The organism is Streptomyces sp. NPDC097595 (assembly GCF_044761525.1).
In the GTDB taxonomy this organism is placed as follows: Bacteria; Actinomycetota; Actinomycetes; order Streptomycetales; family Streptomycetaceae; genus Streptomyces; species Streptomyces drozdowiczii_A.
The window spans coordinates 142,340-164,222 of the sequence record NZ_JBIWCN010000014.1; the positions used below are offsets into that span (position 1 = coordinate 142,340).

At 71.0% G+C, this 21,883-nt stretch carries 17 protein-coding genes; 8 read left to right on the forward strand and 9 right to left on the reverse strand.

The features are described 5' to 3' along the window. The first annotated feature begins 149 nt into the window (after positions 1 to 149). The gene (locus tag ACIQZN_RS22260; protein ID WP_403996498.1) at positions 150 to 1,049 is read left to right on the forward strand and encodes a hypothetical protein; all 900 of its coding nucleotides are present in this window, start codon (positions 150 to 152) and stop codon (positions 1,047 to 1,049) included. Between the two features lie 20 nt (positions 1,050 to 1,069). On the opposite strand, the gene ACIQZN_RS22265 is transcribed toward ACIQZN_RS22260, so the two are convergent. Together ACIQZN_RS22265 and ACIQZN_RS22270 are read right to left on the reverse strand one after the other, a co-directional pair. Next, positions 1,070 to 1,564, reverse strand: coding sequence for a hypothetical protein (locus ACIQZN_RS22265; protein ID WP_403996501.1), 495 nt, complete (start codon positions 1,562 to 1,564; stop codon positions 1,070 to 1,072). Beyond that, positions 1,554 to 1,958 carry a Rid family hydrolase gene (locus tag ACIQZN_RS22270; protein WP_403996504.1) on the reverse strand — a complete coding sequence of 135 codons (405 nt, stop codon included), beginning with the start codon at positions 1,956 to 1,958 and terminating at the stop codon, positions 1,554 to 1,556. Before ACIQZN_RS22270 ends, ACIQZN_RS22265 begins: the two co-directional genes overlap by 11 nt. 338 nt (positions 1,959 to 2,296) lie before the next feature. On the opposite strand from ACIQZN_RS22270, the gene ACIQZN_RS22275 reads away from it, so the two are divergent. The 4 genes from ACIQZN_RS22275 (at position 2,297) to ACIQZN_RS22290 (ending at position 7,187) form a co-directional block, all read left to right on the forward strand. Next, positions 2,297 to 3,820, forward strand: coding sequence for an oxidoreductase (locus ACIQZN_RS22275; RefSeq protein ID WP_403996507.1), 1,524 nt, complete (start codon positions 2,297 to 2,299; stop codon positions 3,818 to 3,820). Positions 3,821 to 3,989: 169 nt separating this feature from the next. Next, on the forward strand, positions 3,990 to 4,976 hold the full coding sequence (locus ACIQZN_RS22280) for a phosphotransferase family protein (RefSeq protein ID WP_403996509.1): 987 nt from the start codon (positions 3,990 to 3,992) through the stop codon (positions 4,974 to 4,976). Continuing rightward, the gene (locus ACIQZN_RS22285; protein WP_403996511.1) at positions 4,973 to 6,334 is read left to right on the forward strand and encodes an MATE family efflux transporter; all 1,362 of its coding nucleotides are present in this window, start codon (positions 4,973 to 4,975) and stop codon (positions 6,332 to 6,334) included. Before ACIQZN_RS22280 ends, ACIQZN_RS22285 begins: the two co-directional genes overlap by 4 nt. 136 nt (positions 6,335 to 6,470) lie before the next feature. After that, positions 6,471 to 7,187 (forward strand): hypothetical protein, encoded by a 717-nt coding sequence (locus ACIQZN_RS22290; RefSeq protein WP_403996514.1) that lies wholly within the window; start codon positions 6,471 to 6,473, stop codon positions 7,185 to 7,187. A 132-nt stretch (positions 7,188 to 7,319) separates the two neighbouring features. Here ACIQZN_RS22290 and ACIQZN_RS22295 read toward each other — a convergent pair whose 3' ends face one another. The 6 genes from ACIQZN_RS22295 to ACIQZN_RS22320 are packed head-to-tail and all read right to left on the reverse strand — an operon-like array spanning position 7,320 to position 16,871. Next, positions 7,320 to 10,337 (reverse strand): alpha-mannosidase, encoded by a 3,018-nt coding sequence (locus ACIQZN_RS22295; protein ID WP_403996517.1) that lies wholly within the window; start codon positions 10,335 to 10,337, stop codon positions 7,320 to 7,322. A gap of 40 nt (positions 10,338 to 10,377) precedes the next feature. Continuing rightward, positions 10,378 to 12,447: an endo-beta-N-acetylglucosaminidase gene (locus ACIQZN_RS22300; protein WP_403996520.1), complete on the reverse strand. Its 2,070-nt coding sequence runs from the start codon at positions 12,445 to 12,447 to the stop codon at positions 10,378 to 10,380. 55 nt (positions 12,448 to 12,502) lie between these two features. Next, complete coding sequence (locus ACIQZN_RS22305) at positions 12,503 to 13,756, reverse strand: glycosyl hydrolase (protein WP_403996523.1); 1,254 nt, start codon at positions 13,754 to 13,756, stop codon at positions 12,503 to 12,505. 46 nt (positions 13,757 to 13,802) lie between these two features. Beyond that, positions 13,803 to 14,663, reverse strand: coding sequence for a carbohydrate ABC transporter permease (locus ACIQZN_RS22310; protein ID WP_018524349.1), 861 nt, complete (start codon positions 14,661 to 14,663; stop codon positions 13,803 to 13,805). Then, positions 14,660 to 15,577 (reverse strand): carbohydrate ABC transporter permease, encoded by a 918-nt coding sequence (locus tag ACIQZN_RS22315; RefSeq protein WP_403996526.1) that lies wholly within the window; start codon positions 15,575 to 15,577, stop codon positions 14,660 to 14,662. The genes ACIQZN_RS22310 and ACIQZN_RS22315 overlap by 4 nt, the downstream gene beginning before the upstream one ends. Positions 15,578 to 15,584: 7 nt before the next feature. After that, positions 15,585 to 16,871: an ABC transporter substrate-binding protein gene (locus tag ACIQZN_RS22320; protein ID WP_403996529.1), complete on the reverse strand. Its 1,287-nt coding sequence runs from the start codon at positions 16,869 to 16,871 to the stop codon at positions 15,585 to 15,587. A gap of 363 nt (positions 16,872 to 17,234) precedes the next feature. Between ACIQZN_RS22320 and ACIQZN_RS22325 the strand changes: the two genes are divergently transcribed. Further along, positions 17,235 to 18,272, forward strand: coding sequence for a LacI family DNA-binding transcriptional regulator (locus ACIQZN_RS22325; protein WP_403996659.1), 1,038 nt, complete (start codon positions 17,235 to 17,237; stop codon positions 18,270 to 18,272). Positions 18,273 to 18,284: 12 nt separating this feature from the next. Here the strand turns inward: ACIQZN_RS22325 and ACIQZN_RS22330 are convergent, their stop codons facing one another. Further along, the gene (locus tag ACIQZN_RS22330) at positions 18,285 to 19,907 is read right to left on the reverse strand and encodes a penicillin-binding transpeptidase domain-containing protein (protein WP_403996532.1); all 1,623 of its coding nucleotides are present in this window, start codon (positions 19,905 to 19,907) and stop codon (positions 18,285 to 18,287) included. 85 nt (positions 19,908 to 19,992) lie between these two features. Between ACIQZN_RS22330 and ACIQZN_RS22335 the strand changes: the two genes are divergently transcribed. Beyond that, positions 19,993 to 20,952 carry a LysR family transcriptional regulator gene (locus tag ACIQZN_RS22335; protein WP_403996535.1) on the forward strand — a complete coding sequence of 320 codons (960 nt, stop codon included), beginning with the start codon at positions 19,993 to 19,995 and terminating at the stop codon, positions 20,950 to 20,952. Then, positions 20,949 to 21,839 carry a serine hydrolase gene (locus ACIQZN_RS22340; protein ID WP_403996537.1) on the forward strand — a complete coding sequence of 297 codons (891 nt, stop codon included), beginning with the start codon at positions 20,949 to 20,951 and terminating at the stop codon, positions 21,837 to 21,839. Before ACIQZN_RS22335 ends, ACIQZN_RS22340 begins: the two co-directional genes overlap by 4 nt. Positions 21,840 to 21,883 lie beyond the last annotated feature (44 nt).

A 21,883-nucleotide genomic window follows, 5' to 3' on the forward strand; every position in this document is an offset into this window, starting at 1 on the left:
CGTCCGACGGGGCGAGGGGCGTGCGCATCGCGTTCGACCTCGCGGTCGTCGCGGACGACGGGACGGATGCGGGCCGGTGGCCGTAAGCCGTGGCCGGCCATGCGGCTCGGCCAACTCGTCGTCGGCCCCTGATCAGCCTTCAAGGCATCATGTACACCTCCGAGCGGAAGTGGACCGACACCACGATGACCGAGACGACCGGTGCACACATGGACCGAGGCGCGCCCGGCGCTGCGAGCGGCGCGTGGCTCAAGGGGGCCCTGCTGGGGATCGCGTCGGCCCTGCGTCCGGACCGCGGTCCGACGGTCGTCCGTGAGTGGATTGACTCCGTACGGCTCCTCGACCCCGAACCGGTCGGATTCCGCTCCCTGTTCCTCCTCGGGATGAGCTGGGACGGCCGCCCTCCGCCCTCGAAGTTCGGTGAGACCCTGACCGCCTTCAGCGGGGCCGGCTGGGAGACGACCCCGCACGTGACGGACCAGGATGGGGAGAGCTGGGCGACGGCCCGGCGCGAGGAGTTCGAGGTGAAGGTGTACGAGGGCAGCCGGTCCGGGCTCGTGACCCTCACCGGATGGACGCCGGTGGTGTACCCCGAACTCCTGCTCGCGCAACCGCCCTTCACGCGCAGCACGGCTGGTGGTGTGCTCTGCTACGACTGCCACGGCTGGGGGATCTGCCTGACCTGCGAAGGCCGCCCGTACGAGAGGCGCTACAAACGATGCTGGTGCATCGCGAACAACGCCGGTCCCGGCAGGTGCGTGGAGTGTGCGGGCAGGGGCCTCCTCAGCCCCGAGAACGTGCCGTGGTGGCGGCCGCAACATGTGCTGCGCGGCGCGGACATGGAGTGCGCGACGCCCGAAGCGGAACACGATTCCACCCTGTCCGCGCTCGCCGAAGTCGCTCAACGGGCCTGTGCCTGCGGGGAGTTCCGCTGCTCATGGCGCAACGTCCTCGACGAGGAGGGTGACCGCCTCCTCTCCCGCTTCGTGGGCGCCTGCCAGGGGTGCGACGTACAGCGCGCCCATACGTTCACACTCGCCCGGCCCTGATCCCGGCCCCAGCGGGACCGTCACACACCCAGTTCCTCGCAGAGTTCGACGTACGCGTCGAGGTACTCCGGATTGTGCCGGAACCCGGTGAGGCCGATCACCTCGAACTCGTCCATCGAAGCCGTCGCCCGCACACCGAGAGCGGCGAGCGCCTGATTGATCGATGCCCGGTCAGGCGTCAACCGCTCCTCACCCTCGAACGCGACAGCGCCCTGGTCACCGACCCCGCCGAAATAGTTCGTCTCGATGATCGCGAACCGCGGCCTGTCCGTCCCGGTCACCTCGCGGACGAGGTCACGCAACACCGCTTCCGTCGGAAACACGAGGGAAAGTCCCTCGGGCAGATCGAGCAGCGAGGTGTTTCCACGCTTCGCGGCCCAGTACGCGGAGAAGTAGTGGTTGACCGGAAACACGCTGACGTCCTCATGAACGAGCACGGCCCGAAGGCCCATGGAGTGGGCCTTCTGCGCATCGACCCGCCCGGCTACAACGAGTGCACAGATTTCATGAGACATGGCCGCATGCTACGGCTTCGATCTCGATGAGCATGTCCGGATCGGACAAGGCGCTGACCTCCGCCAACAGGCTGGTCGGCCGGCAGCCCGAGGCCGCGAGTCCGTCCAGGAGCACGTCGTAGTGCGCTTTGCACGAAGCGAGGTCGGTGGTGACGATCCGGATCTGCACCACGTCGGCCATCGTCATCCCGGCCTCTGCCACGGTTTCACCCAACCGCCGCAGTGTCAGTTTCATCTGACCGGCCATGTCTCCCCGGTGGGCGATGGTGCCGTCGTCGTCGCGGGCCTCGTGTCCGGAGAGGAACAGCCAACTGCGTGGCTCGTCCACGCGGACGGCTCGGTTGTACATCAGCCGCTCGCCCACCATGCGTGGGCCGATCTCATGGGTGGTCATGCCGTTCCCTATACCGGGGCGGACACCGGTTCAATCAGCCCGGCCGCGGTCAGTCCTGCGGGACCACGGCGACCGGGGCGGGGGAGTGGTGCAATACGGCGTGGGTGACATGCCCGATGCGTGGTTCGTGCGGCCAGCAGTGGTTGGTTCGCCGGCAGGTCTCCGCCGATGCCCTGTACGTAACCGACCGGCGGGTACCAGCAGTACTGGCTCTCCACGCCGGCCGAGCGAACCGCTGCCGCCTCGAAGGCGAAGCGCAGCACGCCCTCCGTTGCTCCTGTCCCGCACTCGAAATGCCTTGGCCCGGGCGCCCGGAGGAAGATCGCTAGTCTGCGTGAGTGCTTTCATACGACGAGTTGACTTCACCGGAGCGCGAACTGTGGGACGCGTTCCCCGAGGGACGACGCGTGGACCTGCGCACGGGGGCGCCCGATGCCGATCGGGTCACCGCAGGCGGCGAGTGGGGGCCCGGGCGGACGGTTCGCGCCGTCGTGATCGCGGCACTGCTCTCGGGCGGGAACGCCGCGCAGCCGGGCGCCGTCGCAGGTGTGGAACTCGTCGGCGCACGCATCAGCGGCTGTCTCGATCTCTCGGACGTGGAGATCGGGCAGGCTCTTCGGATCGACGAGTGCTGGTTCGAGAAGGCACCGAGGCTCATCGGGGCGTCGGCCCGGACGATCCGCATCGCGGACAGCCGGCTGCCGGGACTCGAAGCCGCCCTCGTACGGGTCGAAGGGCACCTCGATCTGTCGCGGTCGCGCGTGGACGGGTGCCTGGATCTGCTGAACGCCTCGGTGGCGGGCGAGTTGCTGCTGAACGGTACGCGGGTGTGCGTGTCCGAGGGCTGGGGCGTGATCGCGGACGGCCTGCACGCGGGCGGCGGCATCTTCTGCATGCACGGGTTCACCGCCCGTGGCGGGATACGCATGCTGGGCGCGCAGCTGTCCGGCGGACTGTTCATGCAGGGCGCGCACCTGGAGCGCCCCGTGCCGTTGGGACGCCCGGGTCCGGGCGGACTGGCCCTGGCCCTGGACAACGTAGTGGCGCCGACGCTCAACTTCTCCAGCGGTTTCACCGCGGACGGGACGGTGACGCTGCGGGGCGCCCGGGTCTCGGACCTCCTGACCTTCGAGGGCGCCTTCCTGAACGCGGCACCCGGCGGCGACGGCCGGGCCCTGATCGGCCTCCTCATGCAGGTGTCCGACTTCGACATCACCCTCGCCCGACGCCCGCACGGCACCATGGACCTGCGGGCCGCGCAGGTGGCCTACCTCCACGACAACGAGCACAGCTGGCCCGACGTGGTGGAACTGGACGGCCTCGTCTACGGCTCCCTCGGAGCGGTCGGGGCGGGCGGGCCCCGCGAGTCCGTGACGGACCGCGTGGCGTGGATACGACGCGGTCCCGGCTACAGCCCACAGCCGTACGAGCAGTTGGCGAGCTGGTACCGGAGCGCGGGCCACGACGACGACGCCCGCCGCGTACTCCTCGCCAAGCAGCGCCACCGGCGCCGTACGCTGTCGCCGGCGGCGCGCGCCTGGGGCTATCTGCTCGACGTGTCCATCGGCTACGGCTACCGCCCCTGGCTGGCCGGCGTCTGGCTGCTCGCGCTGACCCTGCTGGGCACCCTGACCTTCGCCGCGCACCCTCCCACCCCTGCCAAAGAAGGCGAAGGCGCGCCGTTCCAGCCCCTCGTCTACACGCTCGACCTGTTGATCCCCATCGGCGGCCTGGGCCAGCGCACGGCCTGGTATTGGCCGGACAGCGGCGTCCAGTGGCTGGCCTACCTCCTGATCGCCTTCGGCTGGGTGCTGACGACCGCCGTCATCGCGGGGGTCACCCGCACCTTGCAGAAGAACTAGTGGGTCAGGGGCCCTGCCTCCTGAGCCGTTGCGCCCCCGGTGCGGCCCGCCTTCCTTCGGGTCGCACCGGGGGTGTACGGGCGTACGCTCCCTCTGCTATGAATATCGACCACGTGGTAAGTATTTGTTTCCGGTGGCGCTGCGGGCAGCCATTTCGAAAGGACCGGGCGTGGAGAGCATCACGAAGAACCGGCAGTCTCCCGACGTACTGCGCGCCATGATCGAGCGCGCGTACGGGCCCGGGCAGGTCCCCACGGGGGAGGGCTGGGCGGACGAGCTGGGGCACGGCTGGTTCAACGTGGCCTACCGCATCCGGCTGCGCGACGGTGCCGACGTCGTCCTGAAGATCGCCCCGCCCCCGCACGTCGAGGTGATGACCTACGAACGCGGCGCCATGTCCATCGAGCTGCACACACTGGACCTCATACGCACCCGTACCTCGGTGCCGGTCCCCGAGGTGCACTTCGCCGACCGGAGCCACGAGCTCTGCGACGCCGACTACTTCTTCATGCCGTACATCGACGCCGACAACCTCGGCATCGTCTCGGAGCAGCTGCCCGCCGCCGAGCGCGATGCCTGCATGGAGCAGCTCGGCGCGGCCAACCGCGAGATCAACTCCATCGGCGGCCCCGGCTTCGGGCCGCTCGCCGGTCCGCACGACACCAGCTGGCGGCGCGTGTTCACCGGCATCGTCGAGGACGTCCTGACCGACGGCGAACGTCGCGGGGTCGACATCGGCTGGGACTACGACACCGTGCGCGCGGTGGTCGCCGAGCACGCCGGCAGCCTGGATGAAGTGACCGAACCCCGCCTGGTCGAGTGGGACCTGTGGGACGGCAACGTCATGGTCCGCGCCGGCCGCATCGCCTGCATCATCGACCACGAACGCGCCTTCTACGGCGACCCGCTGATCGAGGCGGGCTTCACCGGCAGCCAGCTGCCCGCCTTCGGCGACCCGGGGCCCTTCATGCGCGGCTACGGTCACCCGGAGCTGACCGGGACCGAGCGGGTGCGGCGCCGCCTGTACTGCCTCCACCTCATGCTGATCATGGTCATCGAGACCGTGTACCGGGGCCACACCGACACCAAGCAGTACGACTTCGCCCGCACCCTCCTCGACGAAGCGATGGCACTGCTCGGCCGCACCCGCCGATGACACCCCGGCCCACCGCCCCCGCACCCGCCGACCACACCACCCGCCTCGGCACCGAACCGGTGGGCCGACTGCTGTGGCGAGCCTGCACCCAGACCACGGCCGCTGTCGGCGTCTACGGCATCTACGCCCTGACCAACGCCTGGTTCGTCGGCCACGGCGTGGGCGACGCCGCGATGGCCGCGGTCAACCTGGCCGCCCCGCTCCTCCTGCTGCTCGGCGCGGTGTCCACCACCGTCGGCGCCGGTGGCGCCTCGCTGATCTCCCGCGCCCTCGGCGCGGGAAACCGGCAGGCCGCCGCCCGCGCGGCCGGCAACTCCTTCACCCTGTTCTGGTCCTGCGCCGCGGCCACCACCGTGCTCGGCCTGACCTTCCTCGACCCCCTCCTCGCGCTGCTCGGCGCCCACGGTGAGCTGCGCGAGAGCGCACGCCCCTACGCCGTCGTGCTGCTGTGCGGAGCACTCGTCTCCACCGGCTTCTCCAGCCTGGTGCGCGCCGAGGGGCGGATGGGTTACTCGACCCTCCTGTGGCTCGTCCCCGTCGCCGTCCAGATCACGCTGGACCCACTGCTGATCTTCGGGCTGGGCATGGGGGTACGCGGCGCCGCCCTGGGCACCGTCGGCGGCCAGGCCGTCTCCGCCGCGATGAGCCTCTGGTTCTTCTTCGGCCAGAACGACCGCCCCTACCGCGTCGCGCCGCGCGACCTGCTGCCCCACGGCCCGACCCTGCGGGCCCTCCTCGGCATCGGCCTGCCCTCGTTCCTGGCCGGGACGGGCGTCACCCTCCTGGCGGTTCTCGTCAACGCCACCCTCGCCGCCACCGGGTCGGCCGTCGCGCTGGCCGCGTACGCCGTCTGCGCCCGCCTGCAGACCTTCGTGATGATGCCCCACACCGGCATCAGCCAGGGCCTGCAACCCATCGCCGGCTACAACAGCGGCCGCGGCCTGACCGCCCGCGCCCTCCGCGCGCGCAACCTCGCGCTGCTCGCCTCCCTGCTCTACGGACTGCTCACCGCGGCGGTTCTCGCCCTGCTGGCCGAGCCCCTCGCGGGCCTCTTCCTCAACGACCCCGCCGCCGTCATCACCGCCGGCCGGGCCCTGCGCATCATCGCCCTGGGCCTGACCGTCGCAGGGATCGGCCCCCTGGTGGCGGCCTACTCCCAGTCCCTGGGCCGTCCGGCGCCCGCGTATCTGATGTCCCTCGGCACCCTGCTCCTGGTCAAGGTCCCCCTGATCGTGGCCCTCGGCCGACTGGGCACCGGTGGCGTCTGGGCGGGACTGGCCACCGGCGAACTGGCCACCGCCGCCGTGGCGCTGGTGCTTCTCCGGCGGCTGAGCCCCCCTACTCCCACGGCTCCTTGAGAAGCTGCTGCACGAACGCCCGCAGGACCCCGGCCATATCCACCTCATCGAAACTCGTCAGCTACCGCACCTGCAACGTGGCCCGAATCGGGGGAAGGGACTGATCACGGCGCATTGACGACGGATGGAGGAGCAGATGGCGAAGAGCCGGGAAGAGACGAGGTTCAGGCATCCGCGTCATGAGCGGCGAGGCGAGGCGCGGCTACCCGCCGTCGTGGCGACCCTCGTGGCGATCGTCCTCTACCTGGCTCTCCCGCAGCAGTTGCTGGTGGCCCCGAGGTACGTGCTGCCCGGCCTGGAACTGCTGCTGCTCGTCCCTCTGGTGGCGATCAACCCTCGACGGCTGACCCGCCAGACCCGAACATTCCGCGTCCTGTCCCTGGCCCTCGTGCTGGTGATCGCGGCGAGCAACATGACCGCGCTGGGCATCCTGGTCCACGAACTGATCCACGCCGGGATCAAGGATGGCCCCGCGCTGCTCACGGCCGCCTTGCAGGTGTGGCTGACGAACATCATCGTGTTCGGGCTGGCCTTCTGGGAACTGGACCGCGGCGGCCCCGTCATCCGCACCCAGGCGCCCCGGGACGAACTGCCCCTGGCGGACTTCAGGTTCTCCCAGGACGAGAACGACGACGCGGTCCAGGAGGTAGCCGACGGGGCCAGCGGCTCATCGGACTGGGTGCCCACCCTCGTGGACTACCTGTACATCTCCGTGACGAACTCGACCGCCTTCAGCCCCACCGACACCATGCCGCTCTCCAGCCGCGCCAAGCTGCTGATGAGCATCGAGAGCATCGCGGCACTGACGACGTCCCTGCTCGTCATCGCCCGCGCCGTCAGTGTGCTGCACTGACCCGGCGACTGCCCGGCCACGGCAAGCCGCCGCACTCCCGAGGCCGGGGACGACGGACGGCGGGGACGACGGACGGCGGGGGGAGGCGCCCAGCCGGTTCACCGACAAGGCCCCGCCCCCCCCGCCTCGGCGTCAGCCGCGCGTGAACCGCAGCGTCACCAGCTCGAACGGCCGCAACGACAGCCGCACGCCCTCCTCATCCCTCTCCGGTGCCGGGGCGTCGGACAGCGGTCGCTCCAGCAGGTCCGTCGCCACGGCGTCGGTGGCGCGGAAGCCGGTGGAAAGAGTGACCTTCGCACGGCCGCCCGTCGACTCGTAGAGCCGGACGACGACATCGCCGCTGCCGTCGTCCGCCAGCTTGACCGCGCTGACCACGACCGCGTCGTTGTCGACGGCCACCAGCGGGGCCACCTCGTGCTCACCGCTGATCCGGCGCTCCGGCAGGTTGACCCGGAAGCCCTCGCGGACCGCGTCGCCGATCGCCGCGCCCGGGACCAGGGCGTGACGGAAGCGGTGCACGCCCTGGTCGGTCTCCGGGTCGGGGAAGCGCGGCGCGCGCAGCAGCGAGACCCGCACGGTGGTGGTCGTCCCGGCGTCCGAGTCCCGGACGGTGCGCGTGACGTCGTGACCGTACGTCGAGTCGTTGACGAGGGCGACGCCCCAGCCCGGCTCCTCCAGGTGGACGAAGCGGTGGTTGCACGCCTCGAACTTGGCCGCCTCCCAGCTCGTGTTGGTGTGGGTGGGCCGGTAGAAGTGGCCGAACTGCGTCTCGGAGGCGTACCGCTCGGCATGGACGTCCAGCGGGAACGCGGCCTTGAGGAACTTCTCCGTCTCGTGCCAGTCGACCTCGGTGTCGATGTCGAGCCGCTTGGCACCCGGCTCCAGCGTGAGCAGCTGGGTCACCTTCGAATCCCCGAAGCGGCGGACGATCCGCACGCCGCCGGCCACCGGGGCCAGCTCGTCCACATCCGTCAGGTCCGTGACCGTGTTGCGGTAGAACGCGTCGACGTCCCACGCGTCCCACATGTTCGGGAAGTCCGGGTGGATCTGGAGCAGGTTCGCGGCCGCGCCCGGAGCGACGGTCTCGCGCCCCGCGGCGATGTCGTACGCCGACACGACCAGGCCCCGGCCGTCGATCTCCACCCGGAGCAGCCCGTTGTCCAGCACGAACCCGCCGCCCTCGCGCGGAGCGGGACGGACGGCACCGGCCTCGGCGACGGCCGCCGCCGCACCGGCCGCGACCTCGCCGCGCGCGTGCGGGGCCGCGTTGAAGAGGAGGGTGCGCCCGGCGGCCGGGTCACCGGCCAGCGCACGCTGTGCGGCGTCGATGACGCCGGTCAGCTCCCCGGCGACGGCCGCGTACGTCTTCTCCGCCTCACGGTGCACCCAGGCGATCGAGGAGCCGGGCAGGATGTCGTGGAACTGGTGCAGCAGCACCGTCTTCCAGATCCGGTCCAGCTGCTCGTACGGGTAGGCGAAGCCGGTCCGTACGGCGGCGGTTGCGGCCCACAGCTCGGCCTCGCGGAGCAGGTGCTCGCTGCGGCGGTTGCCCTGCTTCGTCTTCGCCTGGCTGGTGAGGGTCGCGCGGTGCAGCTCCAGGTAGAGCTCGCCCACCCAGACCGGGGCGTTCGGGTATTCGGCCTCGGCCTTGGTGAAGAAGTCCGTGGGGGTCTCCCACGTCACCGTCGCGGAGCCCTCCAGGCTGCGCAGCCGGGCGGCCTTGGCGATCATCTCGCGGGTCGTGCCGCCGCCACCGTCGCCCCAGCCGGTGGGCGCGAGGGAGTGCTTGGCGACGCCCTTGTCCTTGAAGTTCGTCGCCGCGTGGGCGATCTCGCTGCCCTTCATCGAGCAGTTGTACGTGTCGACAGGCGGGAAGTGCGTGAAGATCCGGGTGCCGTCGATGCCCTCCCACTGGAAGGTGTGGTGCGGGAACTTGTTGGTCTGGCTCCACGAGATCTTCTGCGTGAGCAGCCACTTGGAGCCCGCCGCCTTGATGATCTGCGGCAGACCGGCCGCGAAGCCGAAGGTGTCCGGCAGCCACGCCTCGTCGTTCTCGATGCCGAACTCGTCGAGGAAGAACCGCTTGCCGTGCACGAACTGGCGCGCCATCGCCTCGGAGCCCGGCATGTTCGTGTCGGACTCGACCCACATGCCGCCGGACGGCACGAACCGGCCCTCCGCGACGGCCGCCTTGACCTTCGCGTAGACCTCGGGGCGGTGCTCCTTGATCCAGGCGAACTGCTGGGCCTGCGACATCGCGAACACGAAGTCCGGCTCGTCCTCAAGCAGCGCGGTCATGTTGGACGTCGTACGGGCCACCTTGCGGACCGTCTCACGCAGCGGCCACAGCCAGGCGGAGTCGATGTGGGCGTGGCCGACCGCGCTGATGCGGTGCGCGGAGGGCGTCGCGGGCGTCGCCAGGACGTCGGCCAGCTCGGCGCGGGCGGCAGCGGCCGTGCCGGCCACGTCCTGGAGGTCGACCGCGTCCAGCGCGCGGCCGACGGCACGCAGGACGTCCCAGCGGCGGGCGCCCTCCACGGGCAGCTCCTGCATCAGCTCGCCCAGCACCTCCAGGTCCTGGACCAGGTTCCACACGTCCTCGTCGAAGACGGCGAGGTCCATCCGGGCCAGGGTGTACTGCGGCTCGCTGCCGGCGGTCTCCTTGTCACCCAACTGCGTCGGCAGGAAGGGGTGGTAGTCGAGGATCACCGGGTTGGACGCCGCCTCGATGTGCAGCAGCACCTCCTCGCCGCCGGCCACCGGGGCGCCCACCCGCACCCACTGGTTGCGCGGGTTGAGGCCCTTCACCGGGGTGCCGTCGGGGCGGTAGACGAGGCCCTCGCACTGGAAGCCCGGCATGTTCTCGTCGAAGCCGAGGTCGAGCAGCGCCTCCACGGTCCGGCCCGCCCACGCCGCCGGCACGGTGCCGGAGACCTTGAACCAGGAGGTGCCCCACGGAGCGCCCCACCGGTCGCCGACCGCGATCGGCTCGGTGGGCCCGGCCAGGCCCTCGGCGACGGGGACGGGCTCGCCCGGCGCGTTCCACACGGCGACGTCCAGGGGGACGGACTCCGGGTAGACGGCGGGCCGGATGCGCTCGTCGAGGACGCGCTTGAGACGGGCTTCGACCAGGGTGCGGTCGTCGTGCATGAGGGTGACTCCGTTGTGAGTGGTGGGTCGGGTGGGGTGGTTACCAGCGGTGCGCGGTGGAAGCGGTGCCGGAGGTCGTGTACAGCTCGCCCACGGCCCTGACCTGGAAACGAGCGGTTTTCTCGCCCGGTTCCCGGCGCAGACCGGGCACGAAGAACGCGGTGGAGGCGGTGGCGCCCAGGAAGCGCCGGGTGCCGTCGGGCAGGACGCGGTGCAGCTCGTAGTGGCGCGGGGCACCGGGCGCCCGGTGCCAGCGCAGGCGCACGTCGGTGCCGTCGGCGCCCGCGGACGCTCCGGTGACGCGCAGCCCGGTCGGCGCGGCGGGCGTCTCGGCCGTCCGGTCCCGTACGGCCAGGGCACCGAGCCGCCAGCGCACCGGACCGGCCGCGGTGAGACGCACCCCGAGCGCGCGCACCGTACCGGCCTTACCGGAGAGGGAGTTCAGCCGCAGCGTGGAGGTGGTCCACCCGCCGCCGCCCGCCCGGAGTTCGCCCGCCGGGACGTAGGTGTACGTCACCGGGTCGCCCGGCCGGTCCGGTTCGTGCAGGGCGACGGCCAGCTCGACCGTGACCGGACCGGAGCCCGCGTCCGCGCGGTGGGTCAGCTCCACGACCGTGCGCCGCGACAGCGGCAGCAGGGTGCGGTGGAGCTCCACGGTGACCGGGGCGTCGAACTCCCCGGCGACCAGCAGGCTGCTGCCCCCGCGCCAGGCGTCCTCGAAGTCGAAGCCCACGGACGGGCGCCGGCCCTCGGAACGGACGACCCAGCGGCGGCCCGGCAGCCGGTCCTGCACCCCGAGGTGGTTCCACTCCGCGTCCGAGGCGACCCGGCCGTTCTCGTACCAGCGCAGGCCGTGGCCGGTGTTGAAGGTGGTGGCGAACGGCAGCCGGTCCACGGTCGAGCGGTCGGCCACCGCCGTCGCGGGCGCGCGCCAGGGGTCCGTACGGTCCGGCCGGGCCGGATCCAGGGACCGCCCGGACCAGAACCGCTGGTCGGCGGCGTGGAACTGAGCGGGAGTACGGTCCTCCGGAAGATGGCTGCGGGTCCACTCCGGCCGGTAGAAGCCGTAGCCGACGGTGTGCGGGCGGTCCGCCGGAATGATCGCGTCCCAGTCCACAGAGGCGTTCCAGCCGTTGGACTCGACATCGACGCCGGCCCACAGGGCGTACCGGCTGCGGCCGGCGGCCTCGGCGTTCCGGCCGGAGGAGGCGAGCGACTCGGGCGTCCAGCGGAAGTCCACGAACATCGAGTCCGCCTCCCGGAACAGCGCGGTGTTCTCGGCGTTGAGCGCGCCCTGCCAGCCGACCTCGCCCCGTACCGTCATCGCGTCGTACCAGGTGATGCGCAGCCCCGCCGCGTCGCTGCGCGCCCGGAGCTCCGTGACGAAGGCGAGCATCTCGGCGCCGAGCGCGGCGTCCCCGCCCTCGGTCTCGGCGTTGAGGAACCAGCCGTCGAAGCCGTGCGCCACGGCCGCCTCCACCAGCTTCGCGGCCAGCGGGAAGCGCCCCGCCGCGTCGCGCTGCACGAGGTCCCGGGTCCACCGGAGGTCGCCGCCGTGGTGCACGGGCGGCAGGAACACGGTCCCGAGGACGGGCACACCGTGCCGGTGGGCCGCGTCCACGACCGGGGCGTTCGGAGCGAGGATCAGGCCCTCGCCGGCCGATCCGCCCCAGAAGACCATCTCGTCGATGTACGCCCAGTGGTTCAGTGCGTAGTAGTCGGCGGTGGCCGAACCCTGCGACGGGTTGCCCGCGGTGTTCCCGAAGGCCACCAGAGAGGTGATCCGCGCCTGATCGGTCCGGGCCGTGGAATTGGCCGGGACCGGGGTGAAACGGTCCGCGAGCGGCACGGACGCGGTGTTGAACGGAAGGTCCGGGTCGGTCTCGGGGCGCCACGCCTTCAGGCTGCGCCAGATGATGCCGTCACTGGGGGTGCCGGAGGGCAGCGAGTCGGGAAACCAGTACGAGGCGCAGGGCTGCTTCGCGGCTGGTGCGGCGGCGTGGGCGGTCGTGGCCAGGCCGGGGGTGAGCAGGGCGGCGGCGGTTCCGGCTCCGGCGAGGACCACGGTGCGGCGGCTGGGGGCGGACGGGCGGCGCTGGGACTGGGTCATGGTGTGCTCCGTATCGTGCGGGTTCGATTCCGGTGCGGTGCGGGGTGACGCGAAGTCAGCTGACCTCGTCGGGTGTGACGACCTTCGTGATGCCACGGGCGGCCAGGTGTTCCTGGTCAAAGGCCCTGCTCGCGAGGACGGTGGTGGGGCGGACGCCGTCGGCGGTGAGCCGGGCGAAGGCCTCGAAGACCGCGCCGCCGGGGGCGCAGACGGAGCGGCGGGGCGCGGTCTCGTCGTCCCCGGTGTCGACGACGAGGGCCGTCGTCCGGGGCGCGGGCAGGTGGGTGCGCCCGCGCTGCTCCTCGACGATGCGGGCGATGGCCTGGCCGGCCGGTTTGACCTGGCGGTCGTTGGTCAGCAGCCCGAGGCTGTACTCCAGCTCCGGGAAGTCGGCCAGTGAGCGCGACACGTCGTGGGAGCACCACCAGGTGACGCCCCACACGTCCTCGCAGTCCAGGGCGTTGGCCACGGTCGCCTCGGTGAACGCGGCGGCGTGCTCGGCCGGGATCAGCGGGGCTGGCGCGCCGACCTCCTGGAGCCAGACCGGCCGGTGCGGGTCGAGCGCCCACGCCTTGGAGAGTTCGATGAGGTAGGCGGCGTGGTGCTCGGTGGCGGTGCCGGTACGGCCGTGGCGCTGGGCGGTGCCGTTGAAGACCCAGGAGTGCACGGCGGTGACGGCGCCCTTGCGCGCCGCGTGCGCCGGGGTGAAGGCGTGGTCGTCCTGGTACCAGGCGGCGTCGTATTCCGCATGCAGGTGGAGCTTGCCCGGCGCCCCCTCCTCGCAGGCATCCAGCATCCGCGTCAGCCAGGCGTCCGCCTGCTCGGGCGTGATGCGGTCGGGGTCGGGGTGCGGGTCGCCGGAGAACTGGTTGATCTCGTTGCCGAGGGTCATCCCGATGAAGTGCGGCCGGTCGGCGAGCGCGGCGGCCAGGGTGCGCAGGTACTCGGCCTGCCCGGAGAGGACGTCCGGGTCGGTGAAGAGGTTGCGCCGGTGCCACGTACCGGTCCAGGCGGGCAGGAAGTCGAAGCTCGACAGGTGGCCCTGGAGCCCGTCCACGTTGACGTCGAGGCCGCGTTCGGCGGCGGCGTCGGCGAGCTGCACGAGCTGCTCGACGGCGCGCGGGCGGATCAGGGTGCGGTTGGGCTGGAAGAGCGGCCAGAGCGGGAAGACCCGGATGTGGTCGAGCCCGAGTCCCGCGATCGAGTCCAGGTCGGCGCGTACGGCGTCGAGGTCGAAGTCCAGCCAGTGGTGGAACCAGCCCTGGCTGGGCGTGTAGTTGGCGCCGAAACGCAAGGGGGAGGTGCTCATACGGAACAGGAGTCCTGGTTCTAGTGGTGCGAGGGGGCGGCCGGGGTCAGCCCTTGACGGCGCCTTCGCCGACGCCCCGGAAGAAGAAGCGCTGCAGCCCTGCGAAGAGGATGATGAGCGGGAGCACGGCGATGATCGTGCCCGCCGCGACGAGCCGCTCGTCGTTGGCGAAGGTGCCGTGCAGGTAGTTCAGGCCGATGGTCAGGGTGAAGTTCTCCGGGTCGCTGAGGACGATCAGCGGCCACAGGAAGTCGTCCCACGAGCCCATGAAGGCGAAGATCGCGACCACGGCGAGGGTGCCCTTGACGGAGGGCAGCGCGATCCGCAGGAAGCGCTGCCAGACGTTGGCCCCGTCCACGAACGCGGCCTCCTCGATCTCCACGGGGAGGTTCAGGAACGCGTTGCGCATCAGTAGCACGTTCATGGCGCCGACGGATCCCGGCAGCAGCACGCCGAGCAGGGTGTTGTTCAGCCCCAGGTCACGCATGGTGGTGAACTGGGCGATGATGATGCCCTCCACGGGGACGAGCATGGCGAGGATGAACGCCAGCGTCGCGGCCCTGCGCCCCCGGTAGCGGAGCCTCGCCAGTGCGTACCCGGCGAGTGCCGAGCCGACGCAGTTGGTGACCACGTTGGCGGAGGCGACCTTGAGCGAGTTCAGCGCGTAGTCCCAGACCGGGATGGTGTCGGCGACCCGGCTGTAGTTGTCCAGCGTCGGATCGCTGGGGAAGAACTTCGGCGGGGAGCTGAAGATGTCCTCGTTCGGGCCCTTCAGCGAGGTCGACAGCTGCCACAGGAACGGACCGACGGTCAGGGCCAGGACCGCCAGCAGCAGCACGTACCGCAGCACGAGCTGCCAGACGGGGACCCGCCGGCCCTCGGCGTCGGTGGTCTTCAGGAAGCTCACGCGTCCTCCTTGCGGTCGGCGCGCAGCACCAGCAGCATCAGGCCGACGGTGACGACGAAGATGACGACCGAGATGGCGGAGGCGTAACCGACCCGCCCGCTCAGCCCGGTGCCGACCCGCTGGACGAGCATCACCAGGGTGGTGTCCTCACCGGCCGGTCCGCCGGAGGGGCCGGCCATCAGGTACACCTCGGAGAACACCTTGAAGGCGGAGACCGAGGAGAGGGCGGCGACCAGCACCATGGTCGAGCGGATGGCGGGCACGGTGACCGTGAAGAAGCGGCGTACGACACCGGCACCGTCCACGGACGCGGCCTCGTGCAGCTCCTTCGGTACGTTCGCGAGGGCGGCCAGATAGATGATCATGTAGTAGCCGAGGCCCTTCCAAACCGTGACCGTCATCGCGCTGCCCAGCAGCAGCCACTGGTCGCTCAGGAAGCCGACCTTGCCGATGCCGACGGCCTCCAGGACCGCGTTGATCAGCCCCCGGTCGTCCAGCATCCACACCCAGATCAGACCGACGACCACGATGGACGCGACGACCGGGGTGTAGAAGGCCGACCGGAAGAAAGTGATGCCCGGGATATGCCGCTGGACGAGCATCGCCAGCAGCAGCGGCAGGATGACGAGCGCGGGGACCACGCCGACGACGTACAGCACGCTGTTGCGCAGGCCGGTCCAGAACATCTCGTCGTGCAGCAGCTCCCGGAAGTTCGCCAGGCCGACGTACGAGCCGGGAACCAGCGTCCGCCGGTCGGTGAAGGAGTTCACCAGCGTGCTGAAGAACGGGTAGAGGCTGAAGACGCCGACCACGATCAGACCGGGCGCGGCGAACAGCCACGGGCTGAGGGGCAGATGGCGGCGGATCCGGCCGGAGGGCCGGCCCGCCGCGGCGGTGGGGGAGGGGGAGTTCACGAGGGGCTCAGCTCTGCTGCAGCAGCCGGTCACACGCCTTGACAGCGTTGTCAAGAGCTTCCTTGGGGCTCTGCTTCCCTTGGAGCGCCTTGGCGATCTGGTTGCGCAGCTCGGTCTTCATCTGCTCGCTGAACAGCACCGGGGTGTAATTGACGGCCGTCTTCAGGGACTTCGCGGCCGCGACCCGGACCCGGGTCTCGTCCGTCCCGTCCTCCTTGGTGAAGTACGGGTCGTCGAGCGAGCCAGCGGTGCTCGGGAAGATGGCGACCTGCTTGGCGAACTCCATCTGCCGGGTCGCGTCGGTCACGAAGTGCGCGAAGGCCACGGCGGCCGGCTTGCGCTTGCTCTGCGCGTTCACCATGACGCCCATGACGTACATGTTGGCCTTGCCGGTGCTGCTGACCTGGTCGGTGATCCCGATGTTCTTGTAGAGGCTCGGGGCCTGCTTCTTGAAGTTGGCCAGGTCCAGCGCGCTGCCCGGGTTCATCGCCACGGACTCGGTGAGGAACTTGTGGCCCGAGGACTCGGGCGTCGCGGTCAGCGCCTGGGAGTCGAGCGCCTTGGCGTCGTACAGCTCCTTGTAGTGCGTGAGGAGTTCGACGCCCTTCGCGTCGTTGAAGGCGAAGCCCGTGCCCTCCTCGTTCATCAGCCGGCCGCCGTACCGGCCGAAGTCCTCGATGGTGGGGACGTTGGCGAGCGTGGCGACCTTGCCGTGGCTCTTCTCCGCCAGCTTCAGACCGTCCGCGAAGACCTCGTCGTAGGTGGTCGGCGGCTTCTGCGGGTCGAGTCCCGCGTCCTTGAACAGGCGCTTGTTGTAGAACATCGGGCCGGTGTTGAGGTACCAGGGGAAGGCGTACGTGCCCTCCGTGCCGGGTATCTGGTGGCTCTTCCAGGCGCCGTCCAGGTACTCCTTGCGGTACTTCGGCGCGGCCTTGTCGAGGTCGAGCGCGAGACCGGCCTTGGCCAGCGGAGCCACCAGGTCGGGTGAGACGTTGACGACGTCGGGCAGGGTGCCGCCCGCCGCGTCCGCGCTGATCTTGTCCGCGTAGCCCTCGCCCGGGCGGTCGACCCACTTGACCTCGGTGCCGGGGTACTTCTTCTCGAAGTCCGCGATGACGCCGTTGAAGTAGTCCTTGAAGTTCGCCTGGAGGTTCCAGGTCTGGAAGGTGATCTTCCCCTCGACCTTGCCCGAGGCGTCGGACGAGTCCGAGCCGGATCCCCCGCCGCACGCGCTCAGCGGCAGGACGGTGGCGAGGACGGCGGCAGCGGCGACTGCTCTGCGGGAGATGTGCACGGTGAACGGCTCCTTTGCTCGGACCAGGCGCGCGGACGGTGGCCCCGGGGTCCCTGACCCGGCGGGCCGCGTTCGCCCGACAGACCCTGCAATGTGTCGGTGCTCAAAGTCAATACATTCACCGGAACGTAATCTCGGGAACCGGCATCAGTGCAGGTCAGAGCTGTATGAGCTGCTATTGACACGCGCTTACTAATGCGCTTTAGATGGTTCTTGCTCAAGCGCTTTAGTCATCCGGGCCCCGGCCCTCGACCAATGTGCGGGGAAGCTCTACGATGCCTCCGGGCGAGCGAACCCGATGGCCCGTCAGTACCCCCAGGCGAGGCAGGAAGTGAGGCACGGGTGGCTCCGAAGCGGCCGACCATGAAGGACATCGCCCAGCGGGCCGGTGTCTCGGAGAGCGCCGTCTCCTTCGCGCTCAACGACCGGCCGGGTGTCTCCGAGGTCACCCGCGCCCGGGTGCGGCGCGTCGCCGAACAGCTGGGCTGGCGCCCGAGCGCCGCCGCCCGCGCCCTGTCCGGCGAGGGCTCGGCCACCGTCGGCCTCGTCGTGGCGCGTCCGGCGGCCAACCTCGGTGTGGACTCCTTCTTCCTCCAGCTGATCTCCGGCATCCAGGAAGTGCTGTCCGAACGTCATCTCGGCTTGCTCTTCCAGGTGGTGGACGACGTGGCGGACGAGTGCGGCGTCTACCGCCGCTGGTGGGCCGAACACCGCGTCGACGGAGTGCTCGTCGTGGACCCGCGCACGGACGACCCCCGCGTCGCCCTCCTCGACGAACTGGGCCTGCCCGGCGTCGTCATCGGCGCCCTCCCCGGCACCGACACCGGCCCCCACCCCGGCCTCTCCCAGGTCCGCGCCGACGACGCGGGCGCGATGGCCGCCCTCGTGGGCCGTCTGCACGAACTGGGCCACCGGCGCATCGTGCACATCGCCGGCCTGCCCTCACTCGCGCACACCGACCGCCGCATCCGCTCCCTGCGCCTGGAGGCCGACCGGCGCGGCCTGACCGGGGCGCACTCCGTGACCACGGACTACTCCGACACCGAGGGCGCCGCCGCGACCCGTCGGGTCCTGGAGCGGGACGACCCGCCGACGGCGCTGATCTACGACAACGACGTGATGGCGGCGGCCGGGGTGGCCGTGGCGGCCGGTCTCGGGGTCCGGGTCCCGGACGATGTGTCGGTGGTGTCCTGGGAGGACTCCGCGCTGTGCCGGCTGACCGCCCCGTGGCTGACCGCGCTCTCCAGGGACCCGGTCGCCTTCGGCCGCCTCGCCGCCCGCGAACTCACCACCCTGCTCGACGGCGGCGCGCCCCGCACCGTACAGGTGCCCCTGCCCGACCTCATCGAACGGGGCAGCACGGCGCCCGCCCGCCAGGACGCGCTGACGGAGACAGCCTAGGTCGCGCCGCCCCTACGACGGATCGTCCGGGACGGCGGACAGCAGACGGTGCAGGATCGGCCCGGCCGAGCCGCCGCCCGTGACCCCCTGCTCGACCACGCAGGCCACGGCGACATTGCCGCGACGGGCCACCAGCCAGCCGTTGTTGGGCTCATCCTCCGAGACCTCCGCCGTGCCCGTCTTCGCCCCGAGCCCGCCGGGCAGGTCGGCCAGGACCTGCGCCGTCCCGCCCGTCACGGTGGCCCGCATCATCGTGTTCAGCTGGGCGACCACGGACCGGGGGAGTGCCGTGGTGGAGGTCTTGTCCTCGGTGCCGGGAAGGATCGTCGGCTGGTGGAAACGGCCGGACGTCGCGGTCGCCGTGACCGAGGCCATGATCAGCGGATTGGCCTGGATGCGGCCCTGCCCGATCATGGCCGCCGCCTTCTCCGTCTCGTCCTTCGGCACGGGCACCGACCCGTCGTACGAGGGGATGCCCACGTGCCACTCCTGGCCGACGCCGAAGTACGTGCGCGCCACATCGCCCGTCTCCGCGTCACCGAGCTTGCCGCGTAGGCCGATGAACGCGGTGTTGCACGATTCCATGAAGTCCTTCTGGAAAGTGGCGCCGTGGAACTCCGACGTCTCGACGTTGTGGAACTCCTTGCCCACGGTCAGGTACTTGGGACAGTCCACCACGGTGTCCGGGGTCACGGCGTTCTTCAGCAGCAGCGCACTGCTCGTGACGATCTTCCAGGTGGAGCCGGGTGCGTACGTCCCCGAGGCGGCCCGGTTGAAGCCGGTGGCGGGGGAGTTGGCCATGGCGAGGATCTCGCCGTTGTCGATGCGCAGGGCGACCAGCGAGGCGTTCCGGCCGCCGGACTCGGCATCCAGCGCCTGATCGGCGGCGGACTGCCACGCGGCGTCCAGCGTGGTTCTCGTCGCCTTGTCGCTCGCCCTGCCGTCCTTGTCCGGCCGCCGCCCGAACGCGGCCTCCGTGCCCTCGGTCCGCCCGGTTACCCGGTCGACGAGCCGGATCGCGCCGCGCGGCTCCCCGTCGGCGCCGGCCAGCCGCGCGAGCAACGGCCGCAGCGACGGATACTCCTTGCCGACGAGGGACTTCCCGTTCCGGTCGGCGACCTCCGGCGCGCTCGCGTCCTCCCGCTCCAGACGGAATTTCGCCCGGTCGCTCAAGTGCGGGTGCACCAGCTCCAGAGCCCAGTCGACCTTCCAGGCCCCCTTGTCCTCCCGCAGAGGGACGCGGGAGGTGTACGTCCAGGTGCCCAGCCCCTTCACCGGCATCTTCGCCGTGTACGCGACCCGTACGCTGCCGTCGTCCGCGCGCTCCGCGGAACCCGCGGTCAGGCGGGGCTTGTCGATGTCGAGGCCGGTGGTGAAACTGCGCAGCACATCCTGGGCCCTGGCGGGGTTGGTGGTACGCGCGGCCGCGCCCTCGTAGCGCCCGGCCGACCAGTCACCGAGAAAGGCGCGCGCCTGTACGGCGGCGGCCGGATCCAGAGCGTCGGAATCGCGGTCGAACGGGCCGAGCTTCGCGGCGTACGCACCGCCCGCGACGACAGCGAGGATCACGGCCGCGGCGGTGACGGCCTTGAGCGGGGTACGTGTGTTTCTTCCCCGGACAGAAGTGTGTGTCATGCGGCGAGGAGACCAAGGTCCTTCACCATATGTCCAAGTCGGATATGGGTGAGTCATTCATCAAGAACAGATATGATTGCTGGTCGTGGACCTGATCCGGCACTTGGAATGCTTTGTCGCTGTTGCAGAAGAGTCACACTTCGGCCGTGCGGCGGTCCGCCTCAACATGGCCCAGCCGCCGCTGTCCCAGCGCATCCAGCGCCTGGAGCGGGAGCTGGAGGTACGGCTCTTCGACCGGAACAGCCGCCAGGTCGTCCTCACCAAGGCCGGCACGCTGCTCCTGCCCGAAGCGCGCGAGGTCCTGGCCCGCGCCGGAACGCTGCGCGCCGCCGCCCTCCGTATCCGGGACGGCGAGAGCGGACTCCTCCGGGCAGCGCTGCCGCCCGACATCGCGGGCAGCACCGTCGCCGCCCTGCTCAACGCGTTCCGGGCGAACTGCGCCACGGTGGAACTGGAGCTGCACGAACTGTCCACCGCCGAGCAGCTCGAACGGTTCGCGTCCCAAGGGCTCGACGTCGGCCTCGTACACCACCCCTGCGACGTGACCGGCCTGGAACTCGGGCCGGTGCTCCGCCGCGACCTCGGCGTCCTGCTCCCTCGCGACGCACCCGCCGCACAGCACACCGAAGTGCCCCTCGCCGCGCTCGGCGACCATGACCTGGTGCTCTTCCCACGCGCCGGATCGCCCGCGCTCTACGACGACCTGCTGACCACCTGCGCGCGCGGTGGCTACACACCGCCCGCCGTCAGGCACGGCAGCGGCACCAGCTTCGTCCGCGGCCTCGTCCTCTCCTCCGCGGCGGTCGCCCTCGCACCGCGCGACACCGCGGACGACACCACACCCCCCGACCTCGTCTGGCGCCCCCTCGCCGGCGCCCCGCTGGCCTGGCGGCACTCCGCCGCATGGCCACGGGGCCATGGTGACGCCGCCGTACGCGCCTTCGCCGACGCCGCCGCGCAAGCGTTGCGCACCACGGCCGATGCCCGCCCCGACGCCCCCACCCGTCCGACGTATCTGCGCCCCGCAGCGGAGTACTGGCTATGACCGACACACCCACCGCCCTCCGCGCCGCCTTCACCGACGCCGGAGTCACCGGACGGCTGCACGCCCTCGACATCGACTCGGGAGCCGAACTCGATGTGGACGGGGACGAGGTGGTGTGCACCGCCAGCATCCACAAGCTGCCGCTGCTCGTGGCCCTGCACGACCGGGCCGCCGCCGGCGACCTCGACCTCACCGAGCAGATCGACTGCCCGCCGCTCGGACGCGCCGCCGGCCCGACCGGCCTCGCGGCCATGCTGGACGGCGCGCGGCTCTCCCTGCGCGACCTCGCCTACCTCATGATGGCCGTCAGCGACAACGCCGCCGCCGACCTGCTCCTGGACCGCGTCGGCCTCGACGCCGTGAACCGTACGGCCGCACGCCTCGGCCTCTCCCGGACCATCGCCACCCACTCCTTCGGCGAGATGATGGCCAGCGTCAAGCAGGACGCGGGACCCGGCGGCGCACAGGCCCTCGCCGACCCGCACGTCATCGCCCGCCTTCGCGCGCTCGACCCGGCATGGGCCAACCGCAGCACCCCGGGCGAACTCACCCGGCTCCTCGCCGCGATCTGGCGCGACACGGCCTGCACCCCCGAAAACGGTGCCGCCATAAGGCGGCTGATGGCGTTGCAGGTATGGCCGCACCGTCTCGCCTCCGGATTCCCCTTCGACGACGTACACGTAGCGGGTAAGACCGGCTCCCTCCCTACCCTGCGCGGCGAGGTCGGCGTCGTCGAGTACCCCGACGGCGGCCAGTACGCCGTCGCCGTGTTCACCCGCACCCTCAGCACCGCGGCGATCGTCCCCGCCGCCGACGCGGTGATCGGCACCGCCGCCCGTATCGCCGTCGACGCACTCCGCGGACGGAGGACTACCGCGCCGGGCTGACCGTCGACCCGCGCCACGAGGAGGCGGCCGCTGCGGGACTGCCT